This is a genomic window from Pseudomonas sp. B19(2017) (assembly GCF_002113165.1).
GTDB lineage: Bacteria > Pseudomonadota > Gammaproteobacteria > Pseudomonadales > Pseudomonadaceae > Aquipseudomonas.
In genome coordinates this window covers 13,458-31,372 of record NZ_NEJR01000019.1, presented here as the reverse complement: position 1 = coordinate 31,372, position 17,915 = coordinate 13,458, and the positions used below count along the sequence as shown (strand labels likewise).

Here is a 17,915-nt window from a genome sequence, read left to right as displayed (position 1 = left end):
CGCAGCACAAGGCTGCTCCTACAGGTCTGTGCGGTCGAGGTGGGAGCGGGTTCACCCGCGAAAAGGCCGGCACAGAAAAAAGGCGACCCGAAGGCCGCCTTTTTCAGAACCGCTACTGCAGGATCAGAACTCGTGATCTGCGGTATCCGGGTTCAGGTTGGCAATGCCCAGCTTGCCCGCGGCCTGCTCGATCGCACCGGTCTGCTTGACCAGGGCGGCGATGGCGTCACGCACGATCTGGTTGCCGGCGGCATTGTCGGCAGCGATCAGCTGGTCGTAGTGCTCGCCCTTGAGGGCGTGGTCGACGATCACCTGGATCTTGGCTTCGGTGGCTTCCAGGTCGGCCTTTAGGGTGGCGTCGGTGGCCGGGTCAACCTTGGCCACCAGCGACGACAGGCTCGGGCCGGTCACCTTGCTGCCGTCCGGGCGAGTGTACTCGCCCAGGTAGACGTTGCGGATACCCTTGGCGTCGTAGAAGTGCGAGTAGTGGGTGTTGTCGCTGAAGCAGTCGTGCTCGTCTTCCGGCGAGTTGGCTTCCAGCGAAACCTTCATGCGCTCGCCAGCCAGCTCACCCAGCGACAAGCTGCCCATGCCGAACAGCATCTTGCGCAGGCCGTCGTTGACCGACTCGGCTTCCAGCTTGGCGCGGTAGTTGTCGGCCACGTTCGGTGCCCAGTTGCCGACCATCTCTTCGAGGTCCTTGACCAGCAGGTCGGTGACTGCCTTCAGGTAGGCACGGCGGCGGTCGTTGTGGCCGCCGGTGGCGCCGTTGCCTTCCAGGTAGTCCGAGGCCGGACGGTTGCCCGCGCCTGGGCCGGTGCCGTTGAGGTCCTGGCCCCACAGCAGGAACTCGATGGCGTGGTAGCCGGTGGCGACGTTGGCTTCGGAACCGCCCAGCTCGTTCAGGCTGGCCAGCTTCTCGGGGGTGATGTCCTTGACGTCGATTTTCTCTTCGCCCACCTGGATTTCGGTGTTGGCGATGATATTGGCGTTGGCTGCCGGGTTGCCCAGGGCGTGCTCGTAGCTCTTGTCGACGTAGTCGATCAGGCCTTCGTCCAGCGGCCAGGCGTTCACCTGGCCTTCCCAGTCGTCGATGATGGTGTTGCCGAAGCGGAAGGCTTCGCTTTGCAGATACGGAACGCGCGAGGCGACCCAGGCTTCCCTGGCGGCCTTCAGGGTTTCGTCGTTGGGCTTGGCCAGGAACGCGTCGACTGCGCTCTGCAAGGCCTTGGCGGTGCTCAGCGAGTCGCTGTAAACGGCGTAGACCAGCTCTGCGTAATGTTTGACCACGGCTTTTCCGGCAGCTTCGTCGACAGCCCCGGGTGCTGCAGCGGTGGTGCTGGCTGCAGCAGGTGCCTGGGCTTGCGGCGCGGCGGCCTTGTCGTCCTTGCCTTCACCGCAACCGGCGAGAGCGATGGCAATGGCCAGCAGACTGGCGGAGGCCAGAGGCATTCGAATCATTATTGGTTTTCCTGCGTCGTGTGGTTGGACCAAGGGGGAGACCGTGCGCCGTGGCACGCGAAACGACAACATCATGCGAAAGATTTGCATTTGCTGTAAAGGGGCGGGCGTGCAAATCGTGCAAATGCCGGTCACGGCCGGTAACCGGGCAGGCGGGTCAGGACATTGAAACCCGGTTGCGCTGCGCCTGCTTGAGGAAGTTGGTCAGCTCTCGGGCCGACAGCGGCTTGCTGTAGTGGTAGCCCTGGCCTTCGTGGCAGCCCTGGGCGACGATGTAGGTTTCCTGTTCGGCGGTTTCCACGCCTTCAGCGATCACCTGCATCCCCAGGCTCTTGCCCAGCTGGATGATGGCACGAACGATGGTGGCGTCGTCATCGTCGTCCAGAAGGTCCTGGACGAAGCTCTTGTCGATCTTGATCTTGTCCAGCGGCAGCGATTTCAGGTAGCTGAGCGACGAATAGCCGGTGCCGAAGTCGTCGATGGCAATCAGTGCCCCGGAGCGGCGCAGGCTCAGCAGATGCTGGGCGGCAGTGCTGATGTCTTCCATCAGGCCGGTCTCGGTGACTTCCAGTTCCAGGCTGCGTGGCGGCAGGCGGTAGGCCTGCAGCAGGTTGTTGACCACCCGCGGCAGTTCGTTGTGGTGCAGCTGCACGGTGGACAGGTTGACTGCCATGCGCAAGTCGCTGAAGCCCATGTCATGCCATTCGCGCAGCTGTCGGCACGCCTGGTCGAGCACCCATTCGCCGATGCTGATGATGCTGCCGTTCTGTTCGGCGAGGGGGATGAACTGGTCCGGCGGCACCATGCCCAGCTCCGGATGCTGCCAGCGCAGCAGTGCCTCGACACCGACCACGCTGTGGTCGCGGTAACTGATCTGTGGCTGGTACACCAAGTATAGCTGGTTGCGCGCCAGCGCTTCGCGCAAGTCCTTTTCCAGCTCGCGACGGCGGCGCATCTCACTGTCGACGCTGGCGATGTAGAACTGGTAGCGGTTGCGCGAACGGGCCTTGGCCAGGGTCATGGTCTGTTCGGCTTTTTGCAGTAGCTTCTCGGTGCTGTCACCGTCTTCCGGGAACAGGGTGATGCCGATGGTGGCGCGCAGGCGGATCTGCTGGTGGTGGTCGAGGTCGAATGGCACTTCCAGGTCGTCGAGGATGCTCTGCGCCAGTTCGGCCGCCTCGTAGGGCTGCTCGATATTTGCCTGCACCAGGGCGAACTGGTCACCACCCAGCCGAGCCAGGGCGCCCAGGCGGCCACTGTGGGCGCGCAGGCGGTCGGCCAGGGCCAACAACAATTGGTCGCCGACCTGGTAGCTGAATTGCTCGTTGATGCCCTTGAAGTCGTCCAGGCCGACGCATAACACCGCCACGCGATGTTGCAGGCGGCGGCCGTCGACGAGGATCTTGTCCAGTTGCTGCTGCAGCTGCTGGCGGTTGGGCAGGCCGGTGAGGAAGTCGTACTGGGCCATGCGTTGCAGGCTGTTCTCTGCTTCGTGGCGCAGGTGGGTGTTGCGCTCGATCGAGGCCAGCAGCTGGTTGGCGGTATTTACCCACAGGCCCAGCTCGTTCTTCTCGTGGCCCTTGAGCAGCGGAAGCTGGTGCTGGCTGGGGCGGTCGGGGTTGATCTGGGTGAGGTGCTCGATGATCTTCGACAGCGGTTTGGTCAACAGCCAGTGGTAGACCAGGTACAGCACCAGGCCCATGGCCAGGGCCCGCAGCACGCCGGAAATGAAGATGATTACGGCGTTGATGAGGAAGTCTTCGCCGTAGGACGACGTGTCGAGGGTAATGCTCAGGTCGCCGTAGTATTCGCTGTAGGGGCCGCGGCCGACCAGTTGCGTGGTGTAGGTACGTTCCTGGCCGAGGATAAGGTCGGTCAGCCAGCGCATGGACATGTCCTGCAGCGGGCGGGACTTTTCTGCCAGCATGGTTTCGTTGGGGTGGCCGATGGAGGCCATGCGTACCGATTCGTCCTGGAACAGGCCTTCCATCACCTGCATGCCCATTTCGCGGTCGAGGCTATATACCGCCTGGGTCGAGGGGTCGCGGAACATGTCGAGGATGCGCTGGGCATCATTGTTCACGGCCTGGCGGGTCTTGTAGGTGTCATAGACGATTTGCGCACAGCTGAGCACGACACCGACCGCCAGCGCCGACAGCAGCACGACCCTGAGCAACTTGACCGACAAGCTGTTCCGCAATTCCAGCTTCAATGGGGTTTCCTTAATCCACGCGCATGGCATCATTTTGCCATCAACGATGACGATACACTACCGGCCGACCATCAGTAGTGTATCGGTTGCCTGAGCCCGCAACTTGAATGCGCTGTATCAATCTTCCAGAGGTTTGATGTTAGCGTGCTATACGGGCTGAGCAAGCAAAACCGTACTGGGTTTTCCGCGGGTACAGGCATAAAAAAACCCGGCACCGGGCCGGGTTTTTCGTTCAGGGCTGAATGACTCAGGCCTTGAAGGTCTTGCCTTCGAACTGTTCGGCAACGAAAGCCCAGTTGACCAGGTTCCAGAATGCCTCGACGTACTTCGGACGCAGGTTGCGGTAGTCGATGTAGTAGGCGTGCTCCCAGACGTCGCAGGTCAGCAGCGGGGTGTCGCCGCTGGTCAGCGGGCAGCCGGCACCGATGGTGCTGGCCAGGGCCAGGGAACCGTCAGCCTTCTTCACCAGCCAGCCCCAGCCGGAGCCGAAGGTGCCAACCGAAGTCTTGGTGAACTCTTCCTTGAACTTGTCGAAGGAACCGAAAGCGGCGTTGATGGCGTCAGCCAGGGCACCGGTCGGCTGGCCACCGGCGTTTGGTGCCAGGCAGTTCCAGTAGAAGGTGTGGTTCCAGACTTGAGCGGCGTTGTTGAAGATGCCGCCCGAAGAGCTCTTGACGATCTCTTCCAGGGTCTTGCCTTCGAATTCGGTGCCTGGGACCAGGTTGTTCAGGTTCACGACATAGGTGTTGTGGTGCTTGTCGTGGTGATACTCCAGGGTTTCCTTGGAGATGTGCGGCTGCAGGGCATCGTGGGCGTACGGCAGCGGCGGCAATTCAAAAGCCATGGTAGATCTCCTGATTCAGGTCTGTTTGCGGTTTGCGCAAGGCCGATCACGGGCGGCCCGATGAGCGTCTGCGAGTTTGTACTCTTTGCGACGCAAGGGCTGGATCATAGCACCGGGTCCGGCGCATAACCACGCAACAAACATAGGGAATAGAGGTTCCAGAGCGGGTGGGGTGTGCCGACCGGTGGCGTCAGCTATTGCCTGCAAGGGCCTCATCGCCGGCAAGCCGGCTCCCACAGGGATATCACCGACCTCAGGCCTGGTGATATCCCTGTGGGAGCCGGCTTGCCGGCGATAGGGCCCTTGATGTCAGTTGAAGATCAACTGCGCCGCCACTGCAAACATCATCACCGCCACCATCAGGTCGAGCATGCGCCAGGTCGCCGGCCGCGCCAGCCACGGTGCCAGCCAGGCCGCGCCGATCGCCAGGGTCGAGAACCACAGCAGCGAGGCACTGGCGGCGCCGGCCACATAGGCACCAGGTGCGGTCTGCTGGGCGCCCAGCGAGCCGATCAGCAACACCGTGTCGAGGTACACGTGCGGGTTCAGCAGGGTCACTGCCAGGGCGCTGAGCAGCACGGCACGGCGAGAGCGCATGCCCTGGCCTTGCTGGTGCTGCAGGCTCTGCTGGGAACAGGCACTGCGCAAGGCCTTGGCGCCGTACCAGATCAGGAACAGCGCACCGCCCCAGCGCGCCACCGCCAGCAAGGTCGGGTTATGCGCCAGCACGGTGGCCAGGCCGAACACCCCGGCAGCCACCAGGATCGCGTCACAGACGATGCACAGTGCCGCCACCGGCAAATGATGCTCGCGGCGCAAGCTCTGGGCGAGGACGAAGGCGTTCTGTGCACCGATGGCCATGATCAGGCCGAAGGCCACGAGCATGCCGTTGAGATAGCTTTGCCACATGGCGTGCTCTCCAAAGAGTCCAAAAGATGCTGGCCATTGTGCTGAACCGCGCTGTATAAGAAAAACAAATAGAGCTGATCTGGCATTAGGAAAATCGATGTTCGACTACAAGCTGCTGGCCGCCCTCGCGGCGGTGATCGAACAGGGCGGTTTCGAGCGCGCGGCGCAGGTGCTGGGCTTGTCGCAGTCGGCTATCTCCCAGCGCATCAAGCTGCTCGAGGCGCGGGTCGGCCAGCCGGTGCTGGTGCGTGCCACGCCGCCCAGCCCGACCGAGGTCGGCCGCCAGTTGCTCAACCATGTGCAGCAGGTGCGCCTGCTCGAACGCGACTTGCAGCGCCAGGTGCCGGCGCTGGACGAGGAGGGCATGCCAGAGCGCCTGCGCATCGCCCTCAACGCCGACAGCCTGGCCACTTGGTGGGCCGGTGCAGTGGGTAACTTCTGCGCACAGCAGAATGTGCTGACCGACCTGGTGGTTGAAGACCAGGAAGTGGGCCTCAAGCGCATGCGTGCGGGCGAAGTGGCGGCCTGCCTGTGTGGCAGCGAACGGCCGGTGGCCGGGGCGCGCAGCCTGCCACTGGGCGCCATGCGCTACCGCGCGCTGGCCAGCCCCGGGTTCATGGCGCGGCATTTTCCGCACGGCTTTACCGCCAGCCGCCTGGCCCGTACCCCGGCGATCGTGTACGGCCCGGACGACTTCCTGCAGCACCGCTACCTGGCATCGTTGGGCATCGAGGACGGGTTTCTGCACCACTTGTGCCCGTCGTCCGAAGGTTTCCTGCGCATGACCGAAGCCGGCCTGGGCTGGGGCCTGGTGCCCGAACTGCAGGCTCGCGAGCAACTGGCCAGCGGCCAGTTGGTGGAAATCTGCAGCGATACCCCCATCGACGTGCCGCTGTACTGGCATCATTGGCGCAATGGCGGGCAACTGCTCGCGCAACTGACCGACCACCTGCGGCACACCGCACGGCAATGGCTGGTGCCCTTGTAGCCACGGCTGGCGTCAGTTGCATCTGAAATCTGGCAAGACGGAGTCTTACATGCGAATTCTGGTCACCGGCGCGAGTGGCTTCATTGGTGGGCGCTTTGCGCGCTTTGCCCTTGAGCAGGGCCTGGACGTGCGGGTCAGCGGCCGTCGTGCCGAAGGGGTCGAGCACCTGGTCAAGCGCGGCGCCCAGTTCATTCCCGGCGACCTGGGTGATGCCGATCTGGCCCGACGCCTGTGCCAAGGCGTCGAGGCCGTGGTGCACTGCGCTGGCGCAGTGGGCAACTGGGGGCGCTACCAGGACTTCCACCAAGGCAATGTGGTGGTTACCGAAAACGTGGTCGAGGGCTGTCTGAAGGAACACGTACGCCGGCTGGTGCACCTGTCATCGCCGTCGATCTACTTCAATGGCCGCTCGCGCCTGGATATCCGTGAAGACCAGGTGCCGCGCCGCTTCCACGACCACTACGGGCAGACCAAGTACATGGCCGAGCAGAAAGTGTTCGGTGCCCAGGAGTTCGGCCTCGAGGTGCTGGCGCTGCGCCCGCGCTTCGTCACCGGCGCCGGCGATGCCAGTATCTTCCCGCGGCTGATGCAGATGCAGCGCAAGGGGCGGGTGGCGATTATCGGCAACGGCCTGAACAAGGTCGACTTCACCAGCGTGCACAACCTCAATGAAGCGCTGCTCAGCGCCTTGTTCGCCGACGACCGGGCGCTGGGCCAGGCCTACAACATCAGCAACGGCCAGCCGCTGCCGCTGTGGGATGTGGTCAACTATGTGATGCGCCAGATGCAGTTGCCGCAGGTTACCCGTTACCGTGCCTACGGCCTGGCATACAGCCTGGCCGCGCTGAACGAGGCAGCCTGCATGTTGTGGCCGGGGCGCCCGCAACCGACCTTGTCGCGCCTGGGGATGCAGGTGATGAGCCGCGATTTCACCCTGGATATCAGCCGCGCCCGGCAGTACCTGGACTACCAACCCAAGGTCAGCCTGTGGACGGCGCTGGATGAATTCTGTGCCTGGTGGAAGCATCAGCCGCCGGGGCAGTGAAACCGTCGCGCCGACAATGGACATCAATGCGCTGCGCTGGCGGTTTATACTCGTGCCTCTTTGCGACTACCGCGGTTGAATGTATCCATGCGTAACCATGCTCACGATGACTACGATGACTACGATGACGTGCCTACCTTGCGGGCGGGCACCCATGACGATGACGAACTGATGCCGGCGCACGTGGTGCGCAGCCGCCAGAAAGCCGCTCGCGGTGCCAGCACGGCGCCGCTGTGGGCATTGCTCGGGGCCTCGTTCATCGCCTTGGCGGGCCTTGGCTGGTGGAGCTTCCAGCAGATTTCGCTGATGGAGCAGCAACTGGTGGCGACCCAGGAAAGCTTCGCCCGCATCAGTGAAGAAGCGGCCGGGCGCCTGCAGGCGATCAGCGGCAAGGTGGCGGCCAGCGAATCCGGAGCGACCACAAACAGCGAGGCGTTGAAGCTGCAACTGCGCCAGTTGCAGAAAGGTGTGGCCGGGCAGACCGGCGACCTGGGCAAGCGCCTGGAGCAGGTGCTGGCCGATACCCGTGAACAGCAGAAGGTCGTGACACAGCTGCAAACCCAGTTGCAGGCGCAGCTGAAGGCGGTGAATGGCGAGCTGGCCGCGTTGCGCTCGGGCCAGGTCGATGGTGGCAAGCTGGATACCCAGTTCAAGGGCTTGAACGAACAGATTGCTGCGCTGAAGGCCGCGCAGGTGGATGGCGCCAAGCTGGACGGGCAGCTCAAGAGCCTGGGCAGCGAGGTGGCAGCGCTGAAGAAGCAGGGTAACCCGAGCGCGGCCATCCAGGACCTGGAGCAGGACATCCTGGTGCTCAAGAGCCAGATCGACAACCGCCCGGCAGCTTCGTCGGCGGGTGGTGCTTCGGTGCAGGAGTTCGATGCGTTCCGGGCGCAGACGACCCGCAACCTGAATACCCTGCAGAGCCAGATCCAGAACCTGCAGCAGCAGATCAACGCCCGGCCATGAAATCACCTGAGCCTTCTTCGCGGGCACGCCCGCTCCCACAGGTACAGCGACAAGCTTGAAGATTTGTGCTGATCCTGTGGGAGCGGGCGTGCCCGCGAATGGCCCTCAATCACAACCGCGGATAGTCGATATACCCCACCGGCCCTCTGGCATAGAAGGTCTCCGGCCGCGCCTCGTTCAACGGCGCATCCGCTGCCAGCCGTGCCGGCAGGTCAGGGTTGGCGATGAACGGCACGCCAAACGCCACCGCATCGGCCTTGCCACTGGCCAGGGCCGCATTGGCACTGGCCTTGTCAAACCGCTCATTGACGATGTACGGGCCACCGAACGCTTCCTTGATCAGCGGGCCGATGCTGTCATCGGCTTCCTTTTCCCGCGAGCAGATGAACGCAATGCCGCGCTTGCCCAGTTCGCGGGCCACGTAGGTAAAGGTTTCGGCGCGGTCTGCGTCGCCCATGTCATGGATATCGGCACGCGGCGACAGGTGCACGCCAACACGGCTCGCGCCCCACACCTCGATGGCCGCATCGGTCACTTCCAGCAGCAGCCGCGCACGGTTTTCCAGCGAGCCGCCGTAGCGGTCGGTGCGCTGGTTGGTGCTGCTCTGCAGGAACTGGTCGAGCAGGTAGCCGTTGGCACCGTGGATCTCCACCCCATCGAAACCGGCAGCCTTGGCATTCTCGGCACCGCTGCGGTAGGCCTCAACGATGTCGATGATTTCTTCGCTTTCCAGCGCGCGCGGAGTTGGGTAATCGCTGAGCGGGCGTACCAGGCTTACATGGCCCTTGGGCTGGATCGCGCTAGGTGCTACCGGCAGCTCGCCGTTCAGGTAGCTGGGGTGGGAAATGCGGCCAACGTGCCACAGTTGCAGGAAGATGCGCCCGCCAGCGGCATGCACGGCCTTGGTCACATTGTTCCAGCCACGCACCTGTTCGTCGTTCCAGATACCGGGGGTATCCGGGTAGCCGACGCCCATGGCGCTGACCGAGGTCGCCTCACTGAGAATCAGCCCGGCGCTGGCGCGCTGCACGTAGTACTCGGCCATCAGCGCGTTAGGTACGCGGCCTTCGTCGGCCCGGCAGCGGGTGAGCGGGGCCATGATGATGCGGTTGGGCAACTGCAGGTCGCCCAGGGTGATCGGATCGAAAAGCGTGGTCATGACGGTTACCTGCCTGTTCAGAGTGCTTGGCGCAGTTGTTCGAGAAACGCCTGGATGGTGGTTTCGTTGCGTTTGAAGAAGTGCCATTGGCCGATCTTCTGGCTGCTGATCAGCCCGGCGCGTTGCAATGTGGCCAGGTGGGCGGAGACGGTTGACTGCGAGAGGCCGCAGCGTTGGTCGATCTGCCCGGCACACACACCGTTCTCGGTGCTGTGGTACTGGTCGGGAAATTGCGTTGCCGGGTCCTTCAGCCAACTGAGGATTTCTCGCCTGACCGGGTGGGCCAGTGCTTTTATGATTTCGTCGAGATCGAGAGGCATGGGTTGAGGCTCGTTGTAGCGGTATATCGCGATGGAACGAAATGTAAATCGTGGTTTCCCGATATACAAATACGAAGAGGTTCTGAACTGAGCGCGAATCGTTATATCGCGTTATAACGATATGCGGGCTGGCGGTGCTAGACTGCGCTCATGAACTACCTTGCACACCTGCACCTGGGCGGCCCGGCGCCGCAACAACTGCTTGGCAGCCTGTATGGCGATTTCGTCAAAGGTTCGCTGGAAGGGCGTTTTCCGCCCGCGCTGGAGGCAGCGATCCGGCTGCACCGGCATATCGACAGCTATACCGACCAGCATCCGTTGGTGATGGCGGCACTGGCGCGTTTTCCTCGGGAGCGGCGGCGCTTTGCCGGTATCGTTCTGGATGTGTTTTTCGACCATTGCCTGGCGCGGCATTGGCGTGATTATGCCGAGCAGCCGCTGGAGCAGTTCACCGGGGACTTTTATCGGGTATTGCTGGCGGAGCCCGAGTTGCCGGGGCGGCTGGCGCGGATTGCGCCGTTCATGGCGGCGGATGACTGGCTGGGGGCGTATGGCGACTTTGCCACGCTGGAGCAGGTGTTCAACGGCATCGCCCGGCGTTTGTCGCGGCCGGAGGGGATGGTTGGGGTGATGGGGGAGCTGGAGCGGCTGTACGAGCCGCTAATGGCGGACTTCAGGGAGTTTTATCCGCAGTTGCAGGCCTTTGCGGCGGCGGGGCGGAAGTCTGACAGTTAGTTCTGCGCAGGCTTCTTCGCGGGCTTGCCCGCTCCCACAGGTATGGCGCAGTTCTCAGGATATGCGCGGACCCTGTGGGAGCGGGCAAGCCCGCGAAAAGGCCGTTACTGGCAGTACAAGAATTCAGGCAGCCCGCGCCTGCCGCCGTGGCGCCAACTCAACGTCTTCAACCCCGAACAACGCCAGGTGAATCGCCTGCTGCGCCTGCAACGCCAGCACCGCTCGTTCCTTGCCCACACTGCCGATCGGCTGCAGCAGCTGAATGCAAACCTCCCCCCGCGGCTGGGCGAACAGGCGCATCAGGTGTGACACCAGGTCATCATCACCAATGAACGGCGCAATCGGGTCGATCTGGCCTGCGCGCAGGTACTGGATGGCCACCGGCTGCACCGTCACGCCGCGGTCGATGGCGCCAGCCAGCAGGCGGCCGTGGAAGGTGCGCAGGGTACGGCCACTGGTCGTGGTGCCTTCCGGGAAGATCAGCAGCGGCCGAGAAAGACCCAGCTGCCCGGCGATCTGCTCGCGCAGGCGCTGGCTGTCGCCCCCGCCACGGCGGATGAACAGGGTGCCGGCCTTTTCCGCCAGCCAGCCGGCCAGCGGCCAGTGACGCACTTCGGCCTTGGACAGGAACGACAGCGGTAGCAACATGCCGAGCAGGGGGATATCGGTCCAGGATACATGGTTGCTGACCCATAACATCGGCCGCTGTGGCAGCTCACCGACCACCCGCACCTCGAAGGGCAAGGCAGCGACCAGGCGCTTCATGAACAGGCAGGACCAGCGTTGGCGGCGCTCGAGGGGCGCTTTGAACCCCAGGCGCTCGCCCAGGGTGATCACGCTGGCCATCAGCATGCCCAGCAGCAGTACCAGCAGCAGTCGAGTCAGGCGGGCCATTACCCGCAGCTTCGGCATCAGACCGCTGCCTTGAAGTGGCGGGCGTAGCGTGGGCACAGTTCGTCGCGCTTGAGCAGGATGAACACGTCGGCCACCTGGAAGTCTTCGTCCCAGCACGGCTCGCCGCAGATCTTCGCGCCCAGGCGCATGTACGCCTTGAGCAGCGGTGGCATTTCGGCGATGACGTTGTTTGGCAGGGCCAGGTTGGGCAACGGGTTCTTTGGCTCGGCGCGCAGGTGCTCGGTGCACAGGTAGCGCTCACGCAGGCGCTGCATCACTGCGTGGGCCTGTACCCCGCCATCTTGCATGGGGATGCTGGCGCAACCCATCAGGTAGCTGTAGCGGCCTTCGTTGAGTACTTCAGCCAGTTCGCCCCAGAGCACGGCGATGGTGCCGCCGTTGCGGTAGTCGGGGGCGACGCAGGTGCGGCCCAGCTCCAGGATCGGGCCTTGCAGCTGCAACAGCCCGTGCAGGCTGAACTCTTCTTCGCTATAGAAGCGGCCCAGGCTGCTGGCGGCCTGATGGTCCAGCAGGCGGGTGGTGGCAACCAGCTCGCCAGTGCTCAGGTCGCGTACGCCAATGTGGCGGCAGTGCACGTCGTAGTCGTCCATGTCCAGGCCTTGCTCGGCTCCTTTGAGCCTGGCCTTGAATTCGGCGCTGAACACTTTGTAGCGCAGGGCCTGGGCTTCCTGCAGGGCCGCGGCGCCAACCAGGCGTTCGGCTTGCAGACGGCGTTCGGTGCTGTTGTCGCCAGCGTGAGCGATCCGAGTCATTACGAGTCTCCATAAGCCAGCCATGAAGGGTTGCGGCCGGTCGGCTTTGTTGTGCAAAGTCAGCCTAGGTAGATGGGGTGTCACCCCTGTGAATCTTTGGTGATGCTTGCGTGACACCCCCTGAGCCTCAACTGAAAGCCCCTCAACAAGGAGCCGACCGATGGCCTGGCTGCAACGACTCAACGACCCGCTTCGCCAAGGGCTGGCGGGCACCCTGGGCGAAACCTATGCCGCGCTGCTCGAACGCCTTGGCCCGGTTGCCCCGTTCGAACTGGCGGTGCTCGGCGGGCGCGCGATGGCCACCCCGGGCCTGGCCTTCCTGGTCGGCTACCAGGCCGCCTTGCGCGTGCTGTGGCCCAGTGCTCCTCCCAGCCTTGGTGCCCTGTGTGCTACCGAACGGCGCAGCGTGCGGCCGGCGGACATGCGCACGCGCCTGGACGGCTTGCGGCTGACCGGCAGCAAGGACTTCGTCACTGCAGGCCTGGAGGCGGAATGGCTGCTGGTGGCGGCGCGCAGCGAGGCGGCAGGCGCGGCGCCGCAGTTGAACCTGGCGGTGGTCTACCCTGGGGAGCCAGGAGTGACGCTGGAAGCGCTGCCGACCTTGCCGCTGATGCCGGAGGTGGGGCATGGGCGACTAGTGCTGGAGCAGGCGGCGTGCGAGTTGCTGGCCGGTGATGGTTGGGATGCCTATGTGAAGCCGTTCCGCTCGCTGGAGGACTTGTATGTGCTTGCGGCGTTGACGGCCTGGCTGTATGGCGTGGGGCAGGAGTGCGCCTGGCCACAGGCCCTGCGCCTGCAACTGCTTGGGCTGCTGGCCGGGTGTGCCGAGGGTAGCCGGCAGTGTGCCGATAGCGTTGGCTGCCATCTGTTGCTCGGGGGATTGTTCGCACAGTTCCAGGCACTGCGAGGGGAGATCGATGCAGCATTGGCGGCGGGGCCAGCGCAGTGGGCGCAGATCTGGCAGCGTGACCAGGGGGTGATGGCGCTGGCGGCGGCGGCGCGGGAGAAGCGGCTGAACAAGGCTTGGGCTGCTGCGGGATTGTCATGAATGCCTGTCAGATTTGTGTGATTCCATGAATCTTGGGGCCGCTTTGCGGCCCATCGCCGGCAAGCCAGCTCCCACAGGTACTGCACAAGGCTTGAGGTCGGTCGGTGTGGGAGCTGGCTTGCCGGCGATGGGCTGCATAGCAGCCCCAAAAAAGGCGGACATGATGAGGGCTCTCCTGCTGACACTGGCGATGCTGACGGGCTGCGCCTGGGCCGAAGCCTGGCCCGAACCCGACTGGCCAATCGACAACACCGCCCTCGACTGGCAAGCCGTCGACGCCTACGCCTTCCCCGCACGCCCCTCCGCCGAGCGCAGCGGCATCCGCACCGACGCCCTGCTGATCATCCGCGACGGGCGCATCCTCTACGAACGCTACGCCGCGCCCACCAGCGCCGCTACTGCCCACCTCACCTGGTCGATCAGCAAAAGCGTACTGGCCACGCTATTGGGCGTAGCCCAAGGCGAAGGCCGCTTTCAGCTGCAGGACCCGGTCAGTCGCTTCTATCCGGCCATGCAGGCCCACCCTGGTGTGCGCATGGCCGACCTGCTGCATTGGGCCAGCGGCCTGGATTGGCAGGAAGACTACGAATACGCCCCGCTCAAATCATCAGTGGTTGCCATGCTGTATACCCGTGGCCGCGAGGACATGGCGGCCTATACGGCAGCGCGGGAAGCAGTGGCCAGCCCGGGCCAGCGGTTTCGCTATTCCAGTGGCGACAGCAACCTGCTGGCCGCCACACTGCGTGGCATGCTCGATGCCGGTCAGTACCACGACTACCCCTGGCAGGCGCTGTTCACCCCTTTGGGCATCGACAGCGCGGTATGGGAGCGTGACCGGGCAGGTACCTACGTGGGCTCGTCCTACCTGTACCTCAGCGCTCGCGACCTGGCGCGGATCGGCCTGCTGATGCAGCGCGATGGGCGCTGGCAGGATCGGCAATTGCTGCCCAAGCCCTGGGTGGCCTTCAACCGCACGTTGTTTGCCAAAGCCGAAGCACTGCCCGGCGAGGCCAACCCCGGTGGCCACTGGTGGCTCAACCAGCCGCTGGCCGACGCTGCACGGCCTTGGCCGAGTGCGCCGGCAGACACCTATGCAGCCCTTGGCCACTGGGGCCAGGCGCTGTACGTGCTGCCCACGCAAAAGCTGGTGATCGTGCGTTACGCCGATGACCGCGACGGCAGCTACCAGCACGACGAGCTGCTCAAGCGGATACTCGCGGTGCTGGCCGGGGAGGGGGCATGAAGCGGGTGCTGCTGGTGGTGGTGCTTGGGGTGGCGTACTGGGCCTGGCAGGAGCGCCAGGCTCTGGCGGACTTCCCTGGCATTCTTTCGGCCTACTCGGCCAAAGAGTATTGCTCGTGCCGCTTTGTCATGGGTTTCCAGCCGGCGTATTGCCAAGGCTACGTGAAGCAATGGCTGCCGTTGAGGCTTCTGGAGGAAGACCGCCAACAGCGGCAGGTCACCGCCGAAGGCCTGGGTCGACGCAACCAGGCTGCCTGGCAAGGCCCACGCGAGGGCTGCCGCTTGCTGCCGTGAAGGCGGGCGGGTAAGGTTGGCGGCCTGGTTTCACGAGATCTGTCATGTTCAAGCTGCCCCGCCTGCTGCCCGCCTTGTTGCTGGCTTTTTGCCTGCCCGCCCACGCCAACTGGCACCTTGATGGCGAGTCTTCGCGCCTTTCTTTCATTACCGGCAAGAACGGTAACAGCGCCGAAGTGCACCGCTTTCTGGTGCTGCATGGCACCGTCGACCGCAAGGGCGTGGCCGGGCTGAGCATCGAGATGGATTCGGTGAGCAGTGGCATTCCGCTGCGGGACGAACGCATGCGTGAAGATCTGTTCGAGGTCGAGCGCTTTGCCGAAGCCAAGGTGCAGGCGCAACTGGACCTGCGGCCGATCAACGACCTTGCCAACGGTGCCCAGATCGAACTGCGCCTGCCGCTGACCGTGACCCTGCACGGCCAGTCGCACAGCTACAACGCCTTGCTGCTGGCCACCCGCCTGGACGAGCGACGCTTCCAGGTGGTGACCCTTGAGCCTCTGGTGCTGCGCGCCGAGGATTTCGGCCTGCTGCCAGGCCTGCAACGCCTGCGCAAGTTCGCCGGGCTCAAGTCCATCAACCCATCGGTGCCGGTTAGCGCGGTGCTGATCTTCACCGCCCGCTGACATGCCGGGGCCGGTCTTTCCCTGGCGGGATGGCAACCAGTTCGAACTGCTGATCGACGGCCCCGAGTTTTTTCCGCGCATGCTCCTGGCGATCGTGCGCGCCGAGTTCCAGGTCGACCTGGAGCTGTACCTGGTCGAGGCCGGTGACTGCGCGGATGCGGTGGTCGAAGCGCTGGAGCAGGCTGCCCGACGCGGTGTGCGGGTGCGCTGCCTGTTCGACGACTACGGCTCGCTGGCGTTCAACAGCAAGTTGCGTCAGCGCCTGCTGGACGCCGGCGTATACCTGCGCTGGTACAACCGCCTGCGCTGGAAGCGTGGCCTGCGCAACCTGTACCGCGATCACCGCAAGTTGCTGCTGGTGGACGAGCGCTGGGCTGTGGTGGGCGGCACGGGCGTCACCGACGAGTTCTGGACGCCGGGCGAGGCGACCAGCGAATGGCACGAGGTGATGGTGCAGATGCAGGGGCCAGTGGTAAGCGACTGGCAGTTGCTGTTCGATCGCCAGTGGCACGCCAACAACCGTCGTACCGCCTGGCGCCCGGCCGAGGGCTTTGGCCTGCCACGCCTGCCAAAGGTGCCTGCGCAGGGGCAGGGCATGGGCCGGGTAGCCTATGCCGACGCCCGCCAGCACCAGGACATCCTGCATTCGCTGGTGCGGGCGATCAACAGCGGCAAGCAGCGAGTGTGGCTGGCCACGCCTTACTTCCTGCCGACCTGGAGCGTGCGCCGGTCGCTGCGCCGGGCTGCCGGCAAGGGGGTCGATGTGCGGCTGCTGCTGACCGGGCCACGCACCGATCACCCCTCGGTACGGTATGCAGGGCACCGCTATTACCCCCGTTTGCTGCGCGCCGGGGTGCGCATCTACGAGTACCAGCCGTGTTTCCTGCACCTGAAGATGGTACTGATCGACGACTGGGTGAGTATCGGCTCATGCAACTTCGATCACTGGAATCTGCGTTTCAACCTCGAGGCCAATATCGAGGCACTCGACCCGCCGCTGACGGCTGCCGTGCAGGCGAGTTTCGAGCGTGATTTCGCCTTGAGCGAGGTGGTCGACCTGAGCCACTGGAACGCCCGGCCTCTGTGGCGCCGGATCAAGCAGCGGTTGTGGGGTTTGCTGGACCGGCTGGTGGTCAACTTGCTCGACCGTCGCGACTGAGACCGGCTATCGTGCAGTGACTGTCTCAAGGCAATCGAAGGAGTGGGTGCGATGACTGCGAAGAAAATTCTCATGCTGGTTGGTGACTACGTCGAAGATTACGAGGTCATGGTGCCGTTCCAGGCGCTGAGCATGGTCGGGCACACGGTGCACGCTGTATGCCCGGAAAAGCTCGCGGGGCAGACCGTGCGTACCGCGATTCATGATTTCGAGGGCGAACAGACCTACAGCGAGAAGCCTGGGCATAACTTTGCCCTGAATTATGACTTTGTGCGGGTGCGGGCCGAGAGTTACGACGCGCTGTTGATCCCGGGTGGCCGTGCGCCAGAGTACCTGCGTCTGGATGAAAAGGTGCTGGAGCTGGTGCGCGCGTTCAACCAGGCCGGCAAGCCGATCGCGGCGGTATGCCATGGTGCCCAGTTGCTGGCGGCGGCCGGCGTGCTGGAAGGGCGCGAATGCAGTGCCTACCCGGCGTGTGCGCCGGAAGTGCGCCTGGCGGGTGGGACATTCATCGATATCGCGGTGGACCAGGCGCATGTGGATGGCAACCTGGTGACTGCACCGGCCTGGCCGGCGCACCCGGCGTGGCTGGCGGCCTTCCTCAAGGTGCTGGGTACCCGCATCTCCTGACCGGGCCTCTTCGCGGGCATGCCCGCTCCCACAGGTACCTCACAGTTCTCAAATCGTGGGGATCCCTGTGGGAGCGGGCGTGCCCGCGAAGAGGCCAGTACAGGCCATACACCCTGATCAGGCCACCTGCTCAACCCAGTCATTGAGGTTGTAGTAGTTGGTCACCCGGGCAATCTTCCCGCAATGAATATAGAAGAACGCCCCCGCCGGCAGCACATAGGTCTGCCCGTTGGCCGCCGGCAACCCTTCGTCATCGGCCAGATATTCCCCATGCACGGTGAACTCCGCCGCCGCGCGGCTGCCGTCGGCGTTCTGCATCACCACGATATCGGCCAGGCGCTCGCGGTAGCAGCGGTTCATCTTGTCCATGAACGCGGCAAACCGGGCCTTGCCCATCTGCCGCTCGCCCTGGTTGATGTCGTGGATCACATCCTCGCTGAGCAGGGCGAGAAACGCTGGCATGTCTGCGGCGTTGAAGGCGGCGTAGTAAGCATTTACCAGTTCGGTAGCGGTCATGGAACAATACCTGTCGTGGAGGGAAAAGGCGGGTCGTTGCTCCGGATGATAGGGTTTCCCCTCAAGCCCGGCTTAGCCGAGCGCGTCATCCACA

General features: G+C 64.1%; 19 protein-coding genes. 10 read left to right on the top strand and 9 right to left on the bottom strand.

Annotation, left to right across the window (positions count from 1 at the left end):
• Positions 1–123: 123 nt before the first annotated feature.
• From CAF70_RS21660 to CAF70_RS21645, 4 genes are all read right to left on the bottom strand, one after another.
• Positions 124–1,461 carry an imelysin family protein gene (locus CAF70_RS21660; protein WP_085626543.1) on the bottom strand — a complete coding sequence of 446 codons (1,338 nt, stop codon included), beginning with the start codon at positions 1,459–1,461 and terminating at the stop codon, positions 124–126.
• Between the two features lie 157 nt (positions 1,462–1,618).
• On the bottom strand, positions 1,619–3,673 hold the full coding sequence (locus CAF70_RS21655) for a bifunctional diguanylate cyclase/phosphodiesterase (RefSeq protein WP_085626544.1): 2,055 nt from the start codon (positions 3,671–3,673) through the stop codon (positions 1,619–1,621).
• Between the two features lie 247 nt (positions 3,674–3,920).
• Positions 3,921–4,517: a superoxide dismutase gene (locus CAF70_RS21650; RefSeq protein ID WP_013974076.1), complete on the bottom strand. Its 597-nt coding sequence runs from the start codon at positions 4,515–4,517 to the stop codon at positions 3,921–3,923.
• A 309-nt stretch (positions 4,518–4,826) separates the two neighbouring features.
• Positions 4,827–5,426 (bottom strand): LysE/ArgO family amino acid transporter, encoded by a 600-nt coding sequence (locus CAF70_RS21645; protein WP_085626545.1) that lies wholly within the window; start codon positions 5,424–5,426, stop codon positions 4,827–4,829.
• A 97-nt stretch (positions 5,427–5,523) separates the two neighbouring features.
• Between CAF70_RS21645 and CAF70_RS21640 the strand changes: the two genes are divergently transcribed.
• The 3 genes from CAF70_RS21640 to CAF70_RS21630 all read left to right on the top strand — a co-directional run bounded on the left by CAF70_RS21640 (position 5,524) and on the right by CAF70_RS21630 (position 8,425).
• Positions 5,524–6,414, top strand: coding sequence for a LysR family transcriptional regulator ArgP (locus CAF70_RS21640; protein WP_085626546.1), 891 nt, complete (start codon positions 5,524–5,526; stop codon positions 6,412–6,414).
• A 49-nt stretch (positions 6,415–6,463) separates the two neighbouring features.
• Entirely contained in the window at positions 6,464–7,459 is a 996-nt protein-coding gene (locus CAF70_RS21635; protein ID WP_085626547.1) for an NAD(P)-dependent oxidoreductase, read from the top strand.
• Between the two features lie 87 nt (positions 7,460–7,546).
• A complete protein-coding gene (locus CAF70_RS21630; protein WP_085626548.1) occupies positions 7,547–8,425 on the top strand; it encodes an ATPase in 879 nt (292 codons plus the stop codon).
• A gap of 109 nt (positions 8,426–8,534) precedes the next feature.
• On the opposite strand, the gene CAF70_RS21625 is transcribed toward CAF70_RS21630, so the two are convergent.
• Positions 8,535–9,584, bottom strand: coding sequence for an alkene reductase (locus CAF70_RS21625; RefSeq protein WP_085626549.1), 1,050 nt, complete (start codon positions 9,582–9,584; stop codon positions 8,535–8,537).
• A gap of 17 nt (positions 9,585–9,601) precedes the next feature.
• A complete protein-coding gene (locus tag CAF70_RS21620; RefSeq protein ID WP_063913266.1) occupies positions 9,602–9,904 on the bottom strand; it encodes a helix-turn-helix transcriptional regulator in 303 nt (100 codons plus the stop codon).
• 150 nt (positions 9,905–10,054) lie between these two features.
• Between CAF70_RS21620 and CAF70_RS21615 the strand changes: the two genes are divergently transcribed.
• Positions 10,055–10,639: an ACP phosphodiesterase gene (locus CAF70_RS21615; RefSeq protein WP_085626550.1), complete on the top strand. Its 585-nt coding sequence runs from the start codon at positions 10,055–10,057 to the stop codon at positions 10,637–10,639.
• Positions 10,640–10,762: 123 nt separating this feature from the next.
• On the opposite strand, the gene CAF70_RS21610 is transcribed toward CAF70_RS21615, so the two are convergent.
• Both CAF70_RS21610 and olsB read right to left on the bottom strand, forming a co-directional pair.
• Positions 10,763–11,551: a lysophospholipid acyltransferase family protein gene (locus CAF70_RS21610; RefSeq protein WP_085626551.1), complete on the bottom strand. Its 789-nt coding sequence runs from the start codon at positions 11,549–11,551 to the stop codon at positions 10,763–10,765.
• Positions 11,551–12,306, bottom strand: coding sequence for an L-ornithine N(alpha)-acyltransferase (olsB, locus tag CAF70_RS21605; protein ID WP_085626552.1), 756 nt, complete (start codon positions 12,304–12,306; stop codon positions 11,551–11,553). The genes CAF70_RS21610 and olsB overlap by 1 nt, the downstream gene beginning before the upstream one ends.
• 160 nt (positions 12,307–12,466) lie before the next feature.
• Here olsB and CAF70_RS21600 point away from each other — a divergent pair, with 160 nt between their 5' ends.
• From CAF70_RS21600 to CAF70_RS21575, 6 genes are all read left to right on the top strand, one after another.
• The gene (locus CAF70_RS21600) at positions 12,467–13,354 is read left to right on the top strand and encodes an acyl-CoA dehydrogenase (RefSeq protein ID WP_085626553.1); all 888 of its coding nucleotides are present in this window, start codon (positions 12,467–12,469) and stop codon (positions 13,352–13,354) included.
• Between the two features lie 163 nt (positions 13,355–13,517).
• Complete coding sequence (locus CAF70_RS21595; RefSeq protein ID WP_085626554.1) at positions 13,518–14,597, top strand: serine hydrolase; 1,080 nt, start codon at positions 13,518–13,520, stop codon at positions 14,595–14,597.
• A complete protein-coding gene (locus CAF70_RS21590; protein WP_085626555.1) occupies positions 14,594–14,890 on the top strand; it encodes an amidase in 297 nt (98 codons plus the stop codon). Before CAF70_RS21595 ends, CAF70_RS21590 begins: the two co-directional genes overlap by 4 nt.
• Positions 14,891–14,934: 44 nt before the next feature.
• Positions 14,935–15,516 (top strand): YceI family protein, encoded by a 582-nt coding sequence (locus tag CAF70_RS21585; protein WP_085626556.1) that lies wholly within the window; start codon positions 14,935–14,937, stop codon positions 15,514–15,516.
• 1 nt (position 15,517) lies between these two features.
• Entirely contained in the window at positions 15,518–16,675 is a 1,158-nt protein-coding gene (locus CAF70_RS21580; protein ID WP_085626557.1) for a phosphatidylserine/phosphatidylglycerophosphate/cardiolipin synthase family protein, read from the top strand.
• Positions 16,676–16,726: 51 nt separating this feature from the next.
• Entirely contained in the window at positions 16,727–17,305 is a 579-nt protein-coding gene (locus CAF70_RS21575; protein WP_085626558.1) for a DJ-1/PfpI family protein, read from the top strand.
• A 117-nt stretch (positions 17,306–17,422) separates the two neighbouring features.
• Here CAF70_RS21575 and CAF70_RS21570 read toward each other — a convergent pair whose 3' ends face one another.
• Positions 17,423–17,821, bottom strand: coding sequence for a nuclear transport factor 2 family protein (locus CAF70_RS21570; protein WP_085626559.1), 399 nt, complete (start codon positions 17,819–17,821; stop codon positions 17,423–17,425).
• Between the last annotated feature and the right edge of the window lie 94 nt (positions 17,822–17,915).

Coding starts and splice junctions, on each gene's coding strand:
- CAF70_RS21660 (WP_085626543.1), bottom strand. CDS start 1,461: ATGATTCGAATGCCTCTGGCCTCCGCCAGTCTGCTGGCCATTGCCATC.
- CAF70_RS21650 (WP_013974076.1), bottom strand. CDS start 4,517: ATGGCTTTTGAATTGCCGCCGCTGCCGTACGCCCACGATGCCCTGCAG.
- CAF70_RS21645 (WP_085626545.1), bottom strand. CDS start 5,426: ATGTGGCAAAGCTATCTCAACGGCATGCTCGTGGCCTTCGGCCTGATC.
- CAF70_RS21640 (WP_085626546.1), top strand. CDS start 5,524: ATGTTCGACTACAAGCTGCTGGCCGCCCTCGCGGCGGTGATCGAACAG.
- CAF70_RS21635 (WP_085626547.1), top strand. CDS start 6,464: ATGCGAATTCTGGTCACCGGCGCGAGTGGCTTCATTGGTGGGCGCTTT.
- CAF70_RS21630 (WP_085626548.1), top strand. CDS start 7,547: ATGCGTAACCATGCTCACGATGACTACGATGACTACGATGACGTGCCT.
- CAF70_RS21625 (WP_085626549.1), bottom strand. CDS start 9,584: ATGACCACGCTTTTCGATCCGATCACCCTGGGCGACCTGCAGTTGCCC.
- CAF70_RS21620 (WP_063913266.1), bottom strand. CDS start 9,904: ATGCCTCTCGATCTCGACGAAATCATAAAAGCACTGGCCCACCCGGTC.
- CAF70_RS21615 (WP_085626550.1), top strand. CDS start 10,055: ATGAACTACCTTGCACACCTGCACCTGGGCGGCCCGGCGCCGCAACAA.
- CAF70_RS21610 (WP_085626551.1), bottom strand. CDS start 11,551: ATGCCGAAGCTGCGGGTAATGGCCCGCCTGACTCGACTGCTGCTGGTA.
- olsB (WP_085626552.1), bottom strand. CDS start 12,306: ATGACTCGGATCGCTCACGCTGGCGACAACAGCACCGAACGCCGTCTG.
- CAF70_RS21600 (WP_085626553.1), top strand. CDS start 12,467: ATGGCCTGGCTGCAACGACTCAACGACCCGCTTCGCCAAGGGCTGGCG.
- CAF70_RS21595 (WP_085626554.1), top strand. CDS start 13,518: ATGAGGGCTCTCCTGCTGACACTGGCGATGCTGACGGGCTGCGCCTGG.
- CAF70_RS21590 (WP_085626555.1), top strand. CDS start 14,594: ATGAAGCGGGTGCTGCTGGTGGTGGTGCTTGGGGTGGCGTACTGGGCC.
- CAF70_RS21585 (WP_085626556.1), top strand. CDS start 14,935: ATGTTCAAGCTGCCCCGCCTGCTGCCCGCCTTGTTGCTGGCTTTTTGC.
- CAF70_RS21580 (WP_085626557.1), top strand. CDS start 15,518: ATGCCGGGGCCGGTCTTTCCCTGGCGGGATGGCAACCAGTTCGAACTG.
- CAF70_RS21575 (WP_085626558.1), top strand. CDS start 16,727: ATGACTGCGAAGAAAATTCTCATGCTGGTTGGTGACTACGTCGAAGAT.
- CAF70_RS21570 (WP_085626559.1), bottom strand. CDS start 17,821: ATGACCGCTACCGAACTGGTAAATGCTTACTACGCCGCCTTCAACGCC.